The 16,856-nt window shown below is 60.0% G+C and carries 14 protein-coding genes; 10 read left to right on the plus strand and 4 right to left on the minus strand.

The window, feature by feature from the left end; translation table 11 throughout:
• Positions 1 to 106: 106 nt before the first annotated feature.
• Positions 107 to 2,329 (minus strand): NADP-dependent isocitrate dehydrogenase, encoded by a 2,223-nt coding sequence (locus tag IRY30_RS02625; RefSeq protein ID WP_194555836.1) that lies wholly within the window; start codon positions 2,327 to 2,329, stop codon positions 107 to 109.
• A gap of 251 nt (positions 2,330 to 2,580) precedes the next feature.
• Between IRY30_RS02625 and IRY30_RS02630 the strand changes: the two genes are divergently transcribed.
• The 10 genes from IRY30_RS02630 to IRY30_RS02675 all read left to right on the plus strand — a co-directional run bounded on the left by IRY30_RS02630 (position 2,581) and on the right by IRY30_RS02675 (position 13,778).
• Positions 2,581 to 3,843 (plus strand): MFS transporter, encoded by a 1,263-nt coding sequence (locus IRY30_RS02630; protein WP_309825463.1) that lies wholly within the window; start codon positions 2,581 to 2,583, stop codon positions 3,841 to 3,843.
• A gap of 67 nt (positions 3,844 to 3,910) precedes the next feature.
• Positions 3,911 to 4,930: an exodeoxyribonuclease III gene (locus IRY30_RS02635; RefSeq protein ID WP_194555837.1), complete on the plus strand. Its 1,020-nt coding sequence runs from the start codon at positions 3,911 to 3,913 to the stop codon at positions 4,928 to 4,930.
• Positions 4,931 to 4,972: 42 nt separating this feature from the next.
• Positions 4,973 to 5,770 carry a trimeric intracellular cation channel family protein gene (locus IRY30_RS02640; RefSeq protein WP_194555838.1) on the plus strand — a complete coding sequence of 266 codons (798 nt, stop codon included), beginning with the start codon at positions 4,973 to 4,975 and terminating at the stop codon, positions 5,768 to 5,770.
• Positions 5,771 to 5,781: 11 nt separating this feature from the next.
• Complete coding sequence (gene trpS, locus IRY30_RS02645; RefSeq protein WP_194555839.1) at positions 5,782 to 6,867, plus strand: tryptophan--tRNA ligase; 1,086 nt, start codon at positions 5,782 to 5,784, stop codon at positions 6,865 to 6,867.
• Between the two features lie 212 nt (positions 6,868 to 7,079).
• Positions 7,080 to 8,159, plus strand: a complete 1,080-nt coding sequence (locus IRY30_RS02650; protein ID WP_194555840.1) for a YhjD/YihY/BrkB family envelope integrity protein — start codon at positions 7,080 to 7,082, stop codon at positions 8,157 to 8,159.
• Positions 8,160 to 8,276: 117 nt separating this feature from the next.
• Positions 8,277 to 9,653, plus strand: a complete 1,377-nt coding sequence (locus IRY30_RS02655) for an adenosine deaminase (RefSeq protein ID WP_194555841.1) — start codon at positions 8,277 to 8,279, stop codon at positions 9,651 to 9,653.
• 155 nt (positions 9,654 to 9,808) lie between these two features.
• A complete protein-coding gene (locus tag IRY30_RS02660; protein WP_309826327.1) occupies positions 9,809 to 10,786 on the plus strand; it encodes a substrate-binding domain-containing protein in 978 nt (325 codons plus the stop codon).
• Between the two features lie 3 nt (positions 10,787 to 10,789).
• Entirely contained in the window at positions 10,790 to 11,776 is a 987-nt protein-coding gene (locus IRY30_RS02665) for an ABC transporter permease (RefSeq protein ID WP_194555842.1), read from the plus strand.
• Complete coding sequence (locus tag IRY30_RS02670) at positions 11,773 to 12,555, plus strand: ATP-binding cassette domain-containing protein (protein WP_194555843.1); 783 nt, start codon at positions 11,773 to 11,775, stop codon at positions 12,553 to 12,555. The genes IRY30_RS02665 and IRY30_RS02670 overlap by 4 nt, the downstream gene beginning before the upstream one ends.
• A gap of 86 nt (positions 12,556 to 12,641) precedes the next feature.
• Positions 12,642 to 13,778 carry a hypothetical protein gene (locus tag IRY30_RS02675; RefSeq protein ID WP_194555844.1) on the plus strand — a complete coding sequence of 379 codons (1,137 nt, stop codon included), beginning with the start codon at positions 12,642 to 12,644 and terminating at the stop codon, positions 13,776 to 13,778.
• A gap of 89 nt (positions 13,779 to 13,867) precedes the next feature.
• On the opposite strand, the gene IRY30_RS02680 is transcribed toward IRY30_RS02675, so the two are convergent.
• The 3 genes from IRY30_RS02680 to IRY30_RS02690 all read right to left on the minus strand — a co-directional run bounded on the left by IRY30_RS02680 (position 13,868) and on the right by IRY30_RS02690 (position 16,815).
• Positions 13,868 to 15,115 carry a hypothetical protein gene (locus IRY30_RS02680; protein WP_194555845.1) on the minus strand — a complete coding sequence of 416 codons (1,248 nt, stop codon included), beginning with the start codon at positions 15,113 to 15,115 and terminating at the stop codon, positions 13,868 to 13,870.
• Between the two features lie 270 nt (positions 15,116 to 15,385).
• Positions 15,386 to 16,444 carry a C40 family peptidase gene (locus IRY30_RS02685; RefSeq protein WP_194555846.1) on the minus strand — a complete coding sequence of 353 codons (1,059 nt, stop codon included), beginning with the start codon at positions 16,442 to 16,444 and terminating at the stop codon, positions 15,386 to 15,388.
• Positions 16,441 to 16,815, minus strand: coding sequence for a hypothetical protein (locus IRY30_RS02690; protein WP_194555847.1), 375 nt, complete (start codon positions 16,813 to 16,815; stop codon positions 16,441 to 16,443). The genes IRY30_RS02685 and IRY30_RS02690 overlap by 4 nt, the downstream gene beginning before the upstream one ends.
• Positions 16,816 to 16,856 lie beyond the last annotated feature (41 nt).

Here is a 16,856-nt window from a genome sequence, read left to right on the forward strand (position 1 = left end):
GGTAAGTAACCGGTGCTGCGCCGGGGGTATACAGAGACACAAGAATGGTGGCACGGTTTTTCAACCGCGCCACCATCAACGAGCTTCGCAAAGCTCTAATCGAGAACTACTTGTTCTTGTTCAACCCATCAATGATCTTGTTGAACGTCTCAGATGGACGCATGACCTTGTTGGCCTTGTCCTCATCCACCCAGTAGTAGCCGCCCAGATCCGCAGGGGAACCCTGGATGTCCAGCAGCTCCTTGGAGATCTGAGCTTCCTTATCTTCCAGCTCCTTGGCTACGGGCTTGAACACCTCGGCCAGCTTCTCATCCTCAGTCTGCTTGGCCAGCTCCTGAGCCCAGTACATCGCCAGGTAGAAGTGAGAACCACGGTTGTCGATCTCGCCGACCTCGCGGGATGGGGACTTGTCCTCGTCCAACAGGCGCTCGGTAGCCACATCCAAGGCGTCGCCAAGAATAGGAGTGAGAGGATTGTCATCGATCTCCGCGAGCTTGCGCAGGGATTCGGCCAGCGCGAGGAACTCGCCCAGGGAATCCCAACGCAGGTGGTTTTCTTCCTGCAACTGCTGCACGTGCTTCGGAGCAGAGCCGCCAGCACCGGTCTCGAAGAGTCCGCCACCAGCGATCAGCGGAACCACGGAAAGCATCTTCGCGGAAGTGCCCAGCTCCATGATGGGGAAGAGGTCCGTGAGGTAATCGCGCAGCACGTTGCCGGACACGGAGATGGTGTCCTCGCCCTTGCGGATGCGGTCGATGGAAACCTGGCAGGCTTCCATCGGCGCGAGGATGCGAATATCCAGACCATCCGTATCGTGATCCTTCAGGTACTTCTCCACCTGGGTGGTCATGTTGCGATCATGCGCACGGGTTGGATCCAGCCAGAAGATGGCGGGAACATCGGTGGCGCGGGCGCGGGTCACGGCCAGCTTTACCCAGTCCTGGACGGCAACATCCTTGGCCTGGCAGGCGCGCCAGATATCGCCGGTTTCCACATCGTGCTCCATGAGCACGTCGCCAGCCTTGTTGATGACCTGCACCTTGCCATCAGCAGGGATCTTGAAGGTCTTGTCGTGGGAGCCGTACTCCTCGGCCTTCTGCGCCATCAGGCCCACGTTAGGAACCGTGCCCATGGTGGTGGGATCGAAAGCACCATTCTTGCGGCAATCATCGATAACCACCTGGTAGATGCCCGCGTAGGAGGAATCGGGAAGTACCGCGAGGGTATCTTCCAGCTCATCATTGGCATTCCACATCTGGCCGGAGCTGCGGATCATGGCTGGCATGGAAGCATCCACGATCACATCGGAAGGAACATGCAGGTTGGTGATGCCCTTGCTGGAGTTCACCTGAGCCAGAGCAGGCCCATCCTTGAGATCCTTATCAAAGGCAGCCTTGATCTCTTCGCCATTGTCCAAATCCTTCAGGCCCTCAAAGATGGCAGCCAGGCCGTTTTCGCCGTCCAGGCCAGCCTCCATCAGTTCCTCGCCGTACTGCTCGTACACGTCAGAGAAGAAGGCGCGCACAGCGTGGCCGAAGATGATGGGGTCAGAGACCTTCATCATGGTGGCCTTCAGGTGCACGGAGAACAGCACGTCCTCCACCTTGGCGCGGGTGACCTGCGCGCGCAGGAAGGCATCCAGAGCCTTGGCGGAAAGAACCGTGGCATCCACGATCTCATTTTCCAGCACTGGCAGGGAATCCTTCAGCACGGTGGTGTTGCCGTTTGCCTCCACCAGCTGGAAGCGCAGCTCGTCATCGGCAGGCATGATTACGGACTGCTCGTTGTGGCGGAAATCATCGGCTTCCATGGTGGCCACGTTGGACTTGTTATCCGGAGACCACTTGCCCATGGAGTGAGGGTGCTTGCGCGCGAAGTTCTTCACGGCCTTGGGAGCGCGACGGTCAGAGTTGCCCTCGCGCAGCACGGGGTTCACGGCGGAACCCTTCACGCTGTCATAACGCTGACGAGCGTCCTTTTCCTCATCGGTGTGGGGCTCGTTGGGGAAGTCGGGGAGATCATAACCAGCATCCTGGAGCTCCTTGATGGCAGCCTTCATCTGCGGCACGGAGGCAGAGATGTTGGGGAGCTTCACGACGTTGGCATCGGGAGTCTTCGCCAGCTCGCCGAGCTCTGCGAGAGCATCCAGAACCTGCTGGTCCTTGGGGAGCTTGTCATTAAACGCCGCCAGGATGCGGGCGGCCAGGGAAATATCCCGAGTTTCCACTTCAACGCCCGAGGTGGAAGCAAACGCCTCCACGATTGGCTTCAAAGAGTACGTGGCCAACAATGGCGCTTCGTCTGTGCGGGTGTAGATGATCTTTGCCATGAGGCTTTCCGTCTCCCTGCGTAGTCAGTGGGGTAAGTTTTGTTACTTCGGCCGCAAACAGGTGGGGCGAATTCTTTGGTCTCGCCATCTGTTTTTGGACGGTCTAGTGTTCAACACTACGTGAACAAACGCACCCATGATTGCCTAGCCCGAGCATAATTTCGCCGGGCAAAAGTACTCAATATTTACCCTGCGACGATGCCACCCGCACACCGCCGCACCATGACCACCGAAAGGTTTACAGCATTCCTGTGACTGGTAGCACCCCATCTCCGCAGACCGATAATTCTCGTTCACTGTTCCGCAGGCGCGCCTTGCCGCGACAGACAGAGATCTCTCACCGCTGGCGCATCATCGCCATCGTGGCCTTGGGTTTGGGTGGTTTTGGCATCGGCACCACGGAGTTTGTGGCCATGGGATTGCTCAACCTCATTGCGGATGATTTCCAGATTTCCGAGGACCAAGCGGGTCACATCATTTCCGCCTATGCGCTGGGCGTGGTGGTGGGTGCACCATTGATTACTACGCTCACGGGCCGGGTTCCGCGGCGTCGATTAGCACTGATCCTCATGGCCGCCTTCACCGTGGGTAATGGCCTTTCCTACTTCGCCAACTCGTACGAAGTGCTGGTGGTCTCCCGCTTCATCGCCGGGTTCCCGCACGGTGCGTACTTCTCCGTGGTGGCGCTGATCTCCGCCTCCCTGGCGCCCGAGGGCAAACGAGGCAAGTACGTGGCGCTTTCCGGCCTGGGACTGTCCATCGCCACCGTTATCGGTGTACCCGCCGCGCAGTGGATGGGCTCCACCTGGGGTTGGAATACCGCGTTCCTGTTCGTGGCGCTCATCGGCCTAATCACCATGGTGGCGCTCTGGTTCGCCGTACCTCACATGAGCCGCATGCCAGCCACCAAACCCCTCACCGAGCTCGGCGCGCTGATCAACTCGCAGGTGCTGTTCACCCTGGGCATCGGCACGGTGGGTTTCGGTGGCATGTTTGCGGTGTACACCTACATTTCCTTCACCCTCACGGAGAATGCTGGCTTCGACGCCGCGAAAATCTGGATCCCGCTCATGGTCTACGGCATCGGCATGGTGATCGGAACCTACATCGGTGGCGTGCTGGCCGATAGGAATCTGGAATTCACCATCCTGGGTGTGCTGGTCGCGCTCATCTTCGTGCTCAGCGCCTTCTACTTTTCCTCCCAGGTGGCCTGGCTGGGCATCGTGAACTTTGGCGTGATCGGCATGATGGGATCCATGCTGGTGCCCAGTCTGCAGACCCGTTTGATGGACGTGGCAGGAGATGCGCAATCGCTGGCCGCCGCGCTCAACCACTCCGCGTTGAACATGGCGAATGCGGCGGGTGCAGCCGTGGGCGGTGCGGTTATCGCCGCAGGTCATGGCTATTCTGCTCCCGCGCTGGCCGGAGCGATCATGGCCGCCTGTGGTGCGCTGCTGTGGATCCCTGCATTCCTGTTGCGTAAGCGTCAGGTGCAGGTGGGTACTCAGCGCTAAGACTTTGTGTTAGCGCTATCCGGCTGATTAGGGGGAGTGTCCCACCCACTCGGTAGGCTGTGGAGCCATGAGTAGCTTCACTGTCGCCACAGTCAACGTCAACGGCATTCGCGCAGCCGCCAAAGAGCGCAGCGAGAACAACCGCGGAATCCTCCCGTGGCTGGAAAACACCGGGGTGGACGTGGTGCTCATGCAGGAAGTCCGCGCCGATGAAAAGCAGACCCGGCAAGCCCTCGAGCCAGCGCTGGCTGCTGGATGGCACCTGGCTCAGGCACCGGCAGAAGCCAAGGGTCGCGCCGGGGTGGGCATCCTCTCCCGTACCGAGCTCAAGGATGTGACCGTTGGCTTCGGCCATGGCGAAGGGGAGAAGGGCGAGGAAATCCCCGCGGCCCGGGAATTTGATGGCTCGGGGCGTTACGTGGAGGCCGTGGTGGCGTCGGGAATAAAGGACCTGGGGGACGTGACGGTGGGCAGCTTGTACCTGCCATCCGGCTCCGCCAAGACGACGAAACAGGACGAAAAATACCGCTTCCTGGATGCCTTCGCGCCGTTCATGCACGCTCGCTCGGAGGCTGGTCGGCCCACGATCATCGGCGGCGATTGGAACATCTGCCACCGCCGGGCGGACCTGAAAAATTGGCGGACCAACCGCACCAAGTCCGGGTTCCTCCCCACCGAGCGCGCGTTCCTGGATCACGTGCTGGGAGTGTGGCCCGATGAGGCCACCCAGGTGGGAGATGCCGAAGATTCCGGCAGGAACTGCAACCCCGCTGGTGGCGAGCGTGATTTCTATGGCGCGGTCGATTACACCCCAGGTGAGCTGGCACAGGCGCGGTTGGCAGCGGGAGCAGCCACGGATCCGCAGTGGTTCGACGTGATGCGCCGGCTCGACCCAGAATCCACCGACGTGTTCAGCTGGTGGACCTTCCGCGGACAGGCGTTTGATACCAATGCTGGCTGGCGCATTGACCTGCAGGTGGCCACCGAAGATGTGCTGAAGCACGCACGCTCCGCATGGGTGGATAAGGCAGAGGCCTTTGACCTGCGATGGAGCGACCACTCACCCGTGATCGTGGAATACAACTAGGCATCCTGGAATCTCAAGCCGCTCGGGGAGTTTTCGCACACCATGCTCACAGTTCTTTATGTCATCGGGATCACCGCCGAGGCGATGACCGCCGCCCTAGCCGCTGGCCGCCAACGGATGGACTTGTTCGGAGTGAGCATGATCGCGTGTGTCACCGCACTTGGCGGAGGCACGGTGCGCGACATGCTGCTGGGCCACTACCCACTGCGATGGGTGAGCGAGCCAATCTTCCTGGTGATCGTGGTGACGGCAGCACTCATCACCGTGCTGGCCAGCTTCCTGATGGATTACTTCCGCACCATCTTCCTTCTTGCCGACGCCGTGGGTCTGGCAGTATTTTCCGTCCTCGGTGCACAAGTGGCTCTTTCGGGAGGACACGGGATTGTCATCGCCTGCTTCGCGGCAGTGGTCACCGGTGTGGTGGGCGGTGTGATGCGCGATATCCTCTGCGACCGCATCCCGCTGGTCTTTTCCGCCGAGCTCTACGGCAGCATCGCGCTGATTGCCGGGCTGATGTACTCCGCGATGCACCTCTCCGACATTCCGGAGAACACCGCGGTGATCGCTACCCTGCTCACCGCATTTACCCTGCGTGTGGTGGCTATCTACTACAACATCGCGCTGCCCGTTTTTGAATATCAAGAACGAGAGATCCGCCGGGATCCCGCCGGCAGGTTCACCATGTGGGTGATGAATAAGGCAGGGGTGCGTCGAAAAGAAATGAAAAGGCGCACCGTCGGTAACGCACAACGCAGGCAGCAGCGCCGCGCACGCCACGAACAAAAACGCAGGGGAGAGGCAGAAGATCCCGCCCAAGAAAGCGGAAACTCGGCGGAGTAAACTGCGAACCTATGAACGCGCCTGAAAACCCAGCCCCAGCACAGCCAGCTCACACCACAGTGGGCGAAAAAGCCACCGCAGGCGAGAAGAAGCAACGCGTTGTTTCCGGCCTGCAGCCCACCAGCGATAGCTACCACCTGGGCAACTACTTGGGAGCGGTCAAGCAGTTCATTCAGCTGCAGGAATCCTATGATGCGTTCTACTTCATCCCAGATCAGCACGCCATTACCGTGCCGGGTTACAACCCCAAGGAGCTGCGTCACCGCACCCTGGCCGGAGCCGCACAGCTGCTGGCCCTGGGCATTGATCCGGATAGCTCCACCCTGTTTGTGCAGTCCCACGTGCCAGAACACGCGCAGCTGGCATGGATTCTGATGTGCATCACTGGTGATGGCGAGGCGCGCCGAATGACCCAGTTCAAGGACAAGTCCGCCAAGCAGGGCAATGACAACACCACCTCAGGCCTCTACGCCTACCCCATGCTCATGGCCGCGGATATCCTGCTCTACCGCCCACACCTGGTGCCCGTGGGTGAGGATCAGCGCCAGCACTTGGAGCTCACGCGCAACCTCGCGGAGCGCTTCAACTCCCGCTACAAGAAGACCTTCGTGGTTCCAGAGGGCTTCATCCCGCAGGGAGCCTCCAAGATCTACGACCTGCAAAACCCCACCGCCAAGATGAGCAAGTCTGCGGAGAACCCCAAGGGACTGATCAACCTGCTGGATGACCCCAAGGTGTCCGCCAAGCGCATCCGCAGCGCCGTGACGGATAATGATGGCCAGATCCGCTTTGATAAGGAAACCAAGCCGGGAGTATCCAACCTGCTGGTGATTCAGTCTTCCCTCACCGGGGAATCAATCGACCAGATCGTGGCTGGATATCAGAGCTCCGGCGCTGGTTATGGCGATTTGAAGAAGGACACCGCCGAGGCGCTGGAGACGTTCACCACCCCACTGCGCGCCAAGTTCGATGAGTACATGGCTGACCGCGCGGAGCTGGAGCGCGTGTTGGCCCGAGGTGCAGACCGGGCGCGGGGGATTGCTACGCGCACGATGGAGCAGGTCTACGAAAACGTGGGCTTCCTCAAGCCACAGTAGTTGGGAGGCCCTGGCGGCCGGGAACGATGCATGACGGACGATGCATGACGGACGATGCTGGCAATTTCCGTTACAGTGACACTGTTAAGACGTTCAAGAACTAGTTACTCTTCCACCTCTGCACCCAGCCGAAATCGACGTTGAGCGAAATTCGGCAGGGGAGCTGACACCAGCATCGGTGCGGGAAGAGTGAAAAGAAAGATGGCATAACTATGGTCACCCAGCCCAACCCGGCGAACTTGGATGAACGCGGTGTGGAGCGCACCCGCAAAGATGAGCCCGGAATGATCGACAAGTACCGCGATAAGTGGCAGTGGTTCGATCACATCATGCGCATGCAGGAGCGCTACACCGAGCACGGCGGCAATCAGTACGCCGCAGGCATCACTTACTTCTCCGTACTCTCCCTGTTCCCGCTGCTCATGCTGACCTTTGCCATCCTCGCCATGGTGCTAGCCGGTAACCAGGATCTGATGGACAAGGTCACCACCTCCATCACCGATAGTGCCGGTGGTGAGATGGGCGAGACCCTCAAGACCGTCATCGAAGATGCCGTGGCGCAGCGCAAGTCCGTTTTCTCCGTGGCACTGCTCTTGGCACTGTGGACCGGACTGAGCTGGGTAGCTCACTTGCGCATGGGCGCTTCCGAGATGTGGAAGGTCAATGGCTTGGCCGATAACTTCATCGTCGGCAAGCTCAAGGACCTGGTGGTGCTGATTGGTCTGATCTTCGCGCTGATCGTGGCCTTCGCCATCACCACCGTGGGTAACTCCGGCATTACCGATCGACTCATCGAAATGGTGGGCTTGGATGGTGTGCCAGGAATTCGCTTCCTCACCTTCGCCGCGGCCCTGGTGATTGGTGTGATTGCCAACTGGTTGGTCTTCGCTTGGATGATCGGCGCCCTGCCACGTGCGAAAACCCACCGCAAGTCCGTGGCCAAGGCCGCGATCATCGGCGCGGTGCTCTTCGAGGTCTTCAAGCAGTTCGCCACCCTGTTCTTCTCCAACGCGCTGAGCAACCCAGCGGCTGCGACCTTCGGCCCGATCATCGGCATCATGGTGACGATGTACCTCATCTGGCGCATCCTGTTGTACTGCTCCGCGTGGGCAGCAACCACTCCAGAGTCCCTGGCTGAGCTGCGTCCCGAGGCTCCACCCGCAGCGATCATTCGCGTGCGCCAGGAAGTCCGCACCGGCTCTTCCGATGCCGGCCGCGCTGGCCTGGTGGGCACCGGCGCTGCACTGGGTGTTCTGGTCGGCGGCGCCGTGGCCTCTATGTTCCGACGCTAACTCCTCCCCATCTCCATCCCAGCCCCCTTTCCTTCTGCTTGATTACCCGGCCACGAGTGCCGGTGCGCAGAAGGGGAGGGGGCTGTGGCATTGGCCCATGAGGGTAGGATGCAGCACATGATTGATACACAAATTCTGGCCTCGCTCCCCAAAGTGGAATTGCACGATCACCTCGATGGCGGATTGCGCCCCGCCACCATCGTGGAGCTGGCGAACCAGATTGGATATCAGCTTCCCACCACCGATCCTGTGGAGCTGGAGCAGTGGTTTTATGATGCTGCCAACTCCGGTGACCTGCCCACCTACCTCACCACCTTTGCGCACACCACCGCGGTGATGCAGACCAAGGAATCCCTGGTGCGGGTCACGCGCGAGGCAGTGGAAGATCTGGCGGAAGACAACGTGGTGTACGCGGAACTGCGCTACGCGCCGGAGCAGCACCTGGAGCAGGGCTTGAGTCTGCAGGACGTGGTGGATGCCACGGTTCAGGGCGTGAAGGAAGGTGAGCGCGTGGTCTCTGAACAGGGCAAGCGCATCCACGTTCGGCTGCTGCTGTGCGCAATGCGCCACGCGGACCGGGCGACCGAAATTGCCCAGCTCACGGTGGATAACTTCGGCGAGCACACCCCTGGCGAGGGATACGTGGTGGGCTTTGACATCGCGGGTGCAGAGGACGGCTTCCCGGCGTCGAATCACAAGGAAGCTTTTGACCTGCTGCGTGCCAATCTGGTGCCCTTCACCATTCACGCCGGTGAGGCTGCCGGCCCGGAATCCATGAAGGATGCCCTGGCGCAGGGTGCTCGCCGCATCGGCCATGGAGTGCGTGTCTTCGAGGATTTCGAGGCGACCATGAGCGGCGTGGAGCTGGGGCCCATTGCCCGCGCGGTGCGGGATCAGCGCATCCCGTTGGAGATCTGCCCCACTTCTAATACTCAGACGGGTATCGCCGAGGAGATCGCCGATCACCCCTTCAATCTGCTGTATGACATGGGCTTTGTGTGCACCATCAACACGGATAATCGTCTGGTATCCGGCACCACCATGACCCATGAGTTTGAGGTGCTTGCCGAGGCGTTTGACCTGGAATACTGGCAGTTCCTGGAGTTCACCACCAATGCTCTAGAGGTGGCTTTCTGCACCGCCGCGCTGCGTGAGGATCTGGAGCGCAACATCATCTACCCCGCCTACGCGCAGCTGGGGGAGCACTTCGGGGCAGAAGACTACGACGCCACCGGTGAAGATATGGACGATGCTGAGCTGACAGGCGGGCTATCGGGTGGCCTCGGCAGGCTGCATGGCGGCCACGGTCATAACCACGGTCATCCCGGTGGTGAACTGGATGGTCAGGAGCAGATGGAGCTCTCCATGGAAAACCTCAAGGCTGAGCTGGAACAGCTTGGTTTGAGCCTGGATGATGACGATGACGAAGACGGCACTGAAGACGGCACTAACGGTGGCGCTGCAGGCGGCCCCGTGGGTGGCACCAAGCAATAACCGCTGCACCAGCGCTCTTTATTGATTCAGAAGCGTGCAAGTGGGTTTGACTACCGCCCCTGACCTGCGCACAATCAGCTTTTGTGTCAACAAGTTCAGTGAATAATCAGCCGGCCCTCCGTGCCGCCTCCACGCCAGCATTTGCCGCCCGGGCGGTGATCGCGCTGGTGGTCATCGCCGCGCTGCTGGCTCTGTCCGCATGTTCCGCAACCGGCGGTCGCCCACGCGATACCGCAGGCAACGGCGAAGGTGGCGGCGGGGTGGATACCCCGCGCTACACCGTGGCCATGGTGAGCCACGGTGCTCCCGGAGATACCTTCTGGGATCTCGTCCGCGCTGGTGCCGAGGATGCAGCGAAGAAGAACAACATCGAACTTCGCTACAGCTCTTCCCCACAAGCTCCAGATCAGGCCAACCTGGTGCAAAATGCTGTCGATTCCCACGTGGATGGCATCGCCCTGACCCTGCCCACCGCAGAGGCCATCGGCCCCGCTGCGCAGCGCGCCAGCAAGGAGGGCATCCCCGTGGTCGGCTTGAACGCGGGCATGTCTGACTACCAAAAATACGGCCTCACCGCGTTCTTCGGCCAGGACGAGTCCATCGCCGGTGAGCGCGCTGGCGAGCGCCTCGCTGAGGACAAAGCCCAGCACGTCCTCTGTGTGATTCACGAGCAGGGAAACACCTCCCAGGAATCCCGCTGCAGCGGCATCAAGAAGGGTGCTCAGCCCGCCAAGGTAGAGACCATCTATGTCAACGGCATGGATCTCACCAGCGTGCAGTCCACCATCCAGGCCAAGCTGTCCCAGGATTCCAGCATCGATTACGTGATGGGCCTGGTGGCTCCAGTGGCACTCGTCGCCAAGAAGGCAGCGGATGCTGCCAACTCTGATGCCAAGATCGCCACCTTTGACACCAACGCAGAACTGGTGCAGGCCATCCGCGATGGCAAGGTGCAGTTCGCCGTGGATCAGCAGCCCTACCTGCAGGGATACATGGCAGTGGATGCCCTGTGGCTGGCCAAGCGTAACGGCTCCACCGTGGGTGGTGGCCAGGCCGTGCTCACCGGCCCGAGCTTCGTGGATTCCCGTAACGTGGATGCCATCGCAGACGCCGCAGAAAAGGGGCTGCGCTAAACCATGAAGACCCTGTTCCGCCGCCCGGAGCTCACCAGTGCGCTGGGTGCCATCGTCATCTTCACCCTCTTCCTCATCGTGGCCCCCGCGTTCCGCAGCATGGACGCGTTCGCCACCGTCCTCTACGCCAGCTCCACCATCGGCATCATTGCGCTGGCCGTGGGCCTGCTGATGATCGGCGACGAGTTCGACCTCTCCACCGGCGTGGCAGTCACCACCTCCGCGCTGGCGGCCACCATGCTGAACTACAACTACTGGCTCAACAGCTGGGCCGGCGTGTTGCTCTCCCTGCTCATCGCCCTGACTATCGGCGCTTTCAACGGCTACATGGTGATGCGCACGGGCATCCCCAGCTTCCTCATCACCCTGGCCACCTTCCTCATGCTGCAGGGCATCAACCTGGCAGTCACCAAGATGGTCACCGGCCAGGTAGCCACACCCACCATCTCTGACATGGAAGGCTACACCTCAGCCAAGGCCGTCTTCGCCAGCTCGCTGAACATCTTCGGGGTGCACGTGCAGGTCACCGTGCTCTGGTGGATCTTGTTCGTGGCTCTGGGAAGCTGGTTGCTCTTCAAGACCCGCTTCGGTAACTGGGTATTTGCTGTAGGTGGAGACGCCGAAGCCGCCCGCGCCGTGGGCGTTCCCGTGCGTCGGGTCAAGATCACCCTGTTCATGTTCGTGGCGTTTGCTGCGTGGTTTGTTGGCATGCACAATCTCTTCGCTTTCGACTCCATCCAGGCCGGGCAGGGCGTCGGCAATGAATTCCTCTACATCATCGCCGCGGTGATCGGCGGCTGTGCCTTGACGGGCGGCCGCGGTACCGCAGTGGGCACGGCCATTGGTGCGTTGATTTTCGGCATGACCAACCAGGGCATCGTCTACGCGGGCTGGAATCCAGATTGGTTCAAGTTCTTCCTCGGTGTGATGTTGTTGCTCGCCGTGATAAGTAATAATTCCTTCTCGCGTTTGATGGGAGCCCGTTCATGACCTCTTTATCCGACGCCAACCCGGCGCTCGTGGAACTTAATTCCATTGGCAAGAGCTATGGCGAAATCCACGTGCTCGAAGACATCAACCTGCAGATCTTCCCAGGACAAGTTACGTGTGTACTGGGCGATAACGGTGCCGGTAAGTCCACCTTGATCAAGATCCTGGCTGGTAGGCATACTGCCTCTTCGGGGCAGATGCTGGTGGAGGGGGACGAGGTCTCTTTCCGCACGCCAAAGAACGCACTGGACCGGGGGATTGCCACCGTGTACCAGGATCTGGCCGTGGTGGATCAGATGAGCGTGTGGCGCAATTTCTTCCTGGGGCAGGAAAAGACCGGTTTCCTGGGTCGACTGAAGGAAGCCGAGATGCGTACCACCGCAGCGGAAGAACTGCGGAAGATGGGCGTGGATATCGCCGATGTGGACGTGCCCATCAGCACGCTGTCCGGTGGTCAGCGCCAAGTGGTGGCTATTGCCCGCGCCCTGTACTTCGGAGCCAAGGTACTGATTCTGGATGAGCCCACCGCAGCGCTGGGTGTGAAGCAATCCGGTATGGTCTTGAGATTCATCCGCGCCGCTGCGGAACGCGGGGTGGGCGTGGTGTTTATTACGCACAACCCGCATCACGCGCACTTGGTGGGAGACCACTTTGTGCTGCTGAATCTGGGCAAGCAGGTGCTGGATGCCTCGCGCGACGAGGTTACTTTGGAGCAGCTCACCCAAGAGATGGCCGGCGGTGGAGAGCTGGAAGCGCTGAATCACGAATTGCGCGCATAGTGAAAGCTCAGATGGCTTAGACTGTAGTTTCACCAGCTTTTTTGGCGCCGAATCACGGCGAGTGAACGACAAGAGGAGGAAGCCACATGACAAATCAGAATCCCTATGGGTCTGATGCCCCGCAGCCGGGCCAGAATAACTTCGGTCAACAACCGCAGGGTCAGTTTGGTTCGCAGGGTTACCCAGGGCAGCAGAATCCTGGCCAGTTCAACCAGGGTCAGGCAAACCCAGGGCATAACAACCCAGGCCAGTTCAATCAGGGACAGGCTAACCCAGGGCAAACGAACCCAGCGCAGTTCAATGCGGGTCAGCCAAACCAGGGCCAGCAGTGGCAGCAGAATCCTGCCCCGCAAGGTAACCCAGGCAACCCAAGTACCCAGAGCAATGCCAAGGCGCAGGCAAACGCAGCTCTCGCCAGCCTGCGCTCCCGTCCGCTCCTGCAGTTAGTTGGAGCCGGACTGGCTGCGCTGACCGTACTGCAGCTCATTTTCTTCACCATGAAGTGGTACAGCGCAGTGGTCACCGTCTTCGGCTTCTCCGTGGAAGCAATTGTCAACGGATGGGGTCAGGGCAAGGTCAATGGCGTGGATCCCAGCGCAGCAGAAGAAATGGTGAAGGCTGATCCTGGGCACATGGTGCTGACCATCCTTACGCTGGGGCTGGTCATCGGCGCTATCGTCCTCTTCTTCCTCAAGAGGGAAGGGCTTCTCGCAGGTATCCTGACCACCGCTTCTGGCGTGATCGGCCTGCTGTTGCTGGTTCTGTTCTCCTTCACCGGTGGCAGGCTCGATACCGAAGAAGTCTCCACTTACGGCGGATCAGTAACCGAGGGCTTCGGTGCCGGATACTACCTCTCATGGTTGGTTCAGCTGCTGGTTCTGGCTGTTGGCGTGTGGCTTCTGCTCACACAACGCGCCCAGCTTCTGGAGTCCTCCAAGATTGACTTCGGCCTGCGTAAGCAGAAGAACGCTAGCGATCTCACAGGCCAGCAGGGCTTCGGTGGCCCAGCTCAACCAGGTTTCGGACCTGCAGACCAGGCAAGTTTTGGACCTGCAGGCCAGCCAGGTTATGGAGCTCCAGGCCAGCCATTTGGTGGCCAGCCAAACCAGCAGACCAACCAGGCAGCACCCCGTAATGAGCAGTTTGGTGGTGGCTTCCCTCAAAACGGGAACAACCCCACCGATGGCAACTTCCCAACTGATGGAAATTCCCAACCTCGTTAAAGCATTCACTCGCTGATCGATAGTGCAAAAGCCGGCCTCGCAAAATAGCGAGGCCGGCTTTCGTTGATCTACGGGGTGTAGTGCGCGGATCAGAACTTAGTGAATCGCTTGGTCAGGCCTTCTTCGAGAACCCTCCAGCCCTTCACTTCCTCGTCGAAAGGAGCCGAGGGAGTGATCTCACTTGGGGTGCCCATCTGGAAAGCCAGGTAATTCTGGAGGCGTGGGTAAGCCAGCAGTACCTTGTTCACGGCATCGTCCTCGGCCCAGTCTGCAGCGTCTGCGAGCAGTTCATAAGCGCGGGAAAGCTGATCGGTATCCACCGCGTTGAGATCTTTACTGATGTCCTCGCGGAGACCATTGAAGGAGTACTCATTGGTGGGGTGAACCTCAACCTCTAGCTCACCGGCATTGGCTGCGGTGAGGATATCTCCCCAGGTGGCAAGCTCATCGAGATCGTGCTTCGGAGCATCGATCAGCCAGCGCACCAGAGAGCGAGGGTTGGGGAAGGTGTTGATCTCCCCGTGGCGGCCCAGGAAGACCGGCTTAGAGTCCACGTAGCAGCGCAGGGTGTAGACGTACTGGTTGTTCATCGTGATGCGGATCGGATCGATCCCGGTGGAGGCCCAGATAGTGGAATCATAAGGGTCTGCATCCTCGGACGCAGTCTCCTTTTTCTCCTGCATTGTCGCAAGCTTGGCCTGGCGTGCTTCACGAGCTGCATCGATGCGCTTTTGGGCATCTTCTACATCCGCTTCATCCAAGTCTGGGTGCTTGAGGAATGGCTCAATGTCATCGGTCATGGTGGCCCATTTATCGAGCACCGTGCGGCCCACTCCAGACCACTCTTCCATGCCATTCTGGCTCGCGTAATGATCCGCGCCACGGCGGGTGTTCTGCAGGATCGAGTAGCTCTTGAACCACGAGTTGATGCTGGAGATATTCAGCACAGAGCCGAAGGACTGCAACAGATCGAAACTGCGGGTCACTGCCAGGGTTGACTCATAGCCTGGGCGATCCGCGAGCTTGGCGGGAAGCTCTACGAAGCTGACTTTGCCATCGGACTTGGGCACCACGTTGGTGGCCTTGTCCTTGAGGAAGTTCTGCCACTTCGGGTGATCAGACAGGTCATGCTTCGGGGTGGACTCGATAAACGCCAGCACTTCGGCGGGGGATTTGAAGACGAAGAGGTGGTCTTTATCCCCGAGGAATGCCTGCCATTGTTCGCCTCCAACCTGCCAGTTTGGCGCCCACAGCGTGTACCAGGTACCGCTAGTGAGCTCCATTTCGAGGGCAACAATGCCATTGCCGAAAGTGCGCGAGCCTTTTTCAAATGCCATAAGTGGTCATTCTAGCTGGTCTGCGGACTGCTTTTCGACGTGGGATCTGTATGTTTCCGTAGAGTGTGCCGAAGCTCCGCGGTGAGCACCGTGGGCACAGTGGGTGGCTCTTCACCCAGAAACTGGGCGACGTTATATTCGCGCGGGGTGGGTTGGCTGACGATTCTTGCGAGTCCGGAGTTCCGCATGAGGGCAATCTTTCTTCAATCGGTATCGGTGAAGGTTAGGTGGAGCGTGGGTGCTGTGTGCGTGATGGATGGAGGGGTGCTTCTAGCCGGTAGGACGGTAGAAGCCAAGGAAGTTCATGCCGATGTTTTCCGTCCGCACGGGACTGATCTGCACGGGATCTCCCGCCTCGATCATCTGCCCATCTCCCGTGAGCATGGCGACGTGCCCGTCCCACACTGCGAGGTCGCCCGGTAGGAGGTTGCTGGCATCAACCGGGGTGCCCATGGCCTGTTGTTGCGCCGTCCGGGGAATATCCACCCCGGCTTGGGCATAGGCCCATTGGGTCAATCCACTGCAATCAAGCCCCACCCCTGGTGCTGTGCCACCCCATTGATACGGAGTGCCCAGGGCACTGCGGGCTGCCTCTACTGCCTTGGCAGCTTCGGGGGACGGGGCACTAACAACCACGGTATCCGCGTCAGTTGGACTAGGAAGGGCAGGATCGGCCGTGCTGGAATCGCTGGGAATTGGCTCGATGGGCGGGACTCCAGCAGAGGTGGAATCAGCGGAAGATAACAGCGCGGGTGTCTCGGCAGCCGCGGGAGATGCAGGAAGTGCAGAGCCTACAGCTCCTCGCGGGTTCCCCGTGATGCTCCCATCTTTGGGCCCTACGCCAACATCTGGGAAAGGCACGCCATTGATTTCTACGGTGAGTCCACTGAGTTCCCGGCCCAATGCAGCCAGCCGTTCGTGTGCCCGCAGCCAGTATTCGTCCACGATTGCGGGAACCTTTGCCGCAGCCATCCCGCCCAAAACTCCGGTGCTGGCCAGTGAAGAAACCATGGCGGCGGCGCATGCCTGCAAGCATTCCTTCGCGATTACCGTGATGTCTTGAATCGCAGAATCAACAGCTTGTTCAGCCCTGCGGGCAATGCGATCTACCGCTGAACCTGCCTCGAGAGCTTGTTGCACATCGTCTGCGCCCTTGCTCAGTGAGCGCTCAATCGCCACACCGGCCTCGCCTTCCAACGCGCCGGCTAGGCGAACGGGAATCTCCCGCGCCAAATCCAGGTCAGTGTCTCGCGGGAGTGCGGTATGACCTGCCGAAAGAGGTGAGGGTGCCAACTGGGCAAGCGGTTGAATCAGTTCCAGAAGATTCATCGTTCCCACCGATTCCAGTTCGCAGCCGTGCCGCGTTCATGCTCCACGAACTGGCTGTTGAGGTGGGTGAGGGAGGAGTGGGCGTCGAGAAAAAAGGAAGAGAGAGCCTGCAGGGAGGTGGCGTGCTGACCGCGGGCCTGAGTTAACGCCTGCAGGAAACCTTCGGCTTCCGGGACGATGGGCGCTACCCACCGTGCGGCCATCGCTTCACGCGGATTGCCCAGTTGACGCCCCAATTGCGCCACCGCGGCGGCCACCGAATCAATGTCCCCCACGGAAGCTACTAACGAGCCACCTGCACCCTCATTCCACACATTCACCGCTCGCTCCGCCCCAAGATGAGTCTTTTCCCGTCCAGAAAATTTCTTCACCACCCTTAGACTCCGCAACTTGAGCAAAGGTTCACGCGGGC

The organism is Corynebacterium suicordis DSM 45110 (genome assembly GCF_015351405.1).
Taxonomy (GTDB): domain Bacteria; phylum Actinomycetota; class Actinomycetes; order Mycobacteriales; family Mycobacteriaceae; genus Corynebacterium; species Corynebacterium suicordis.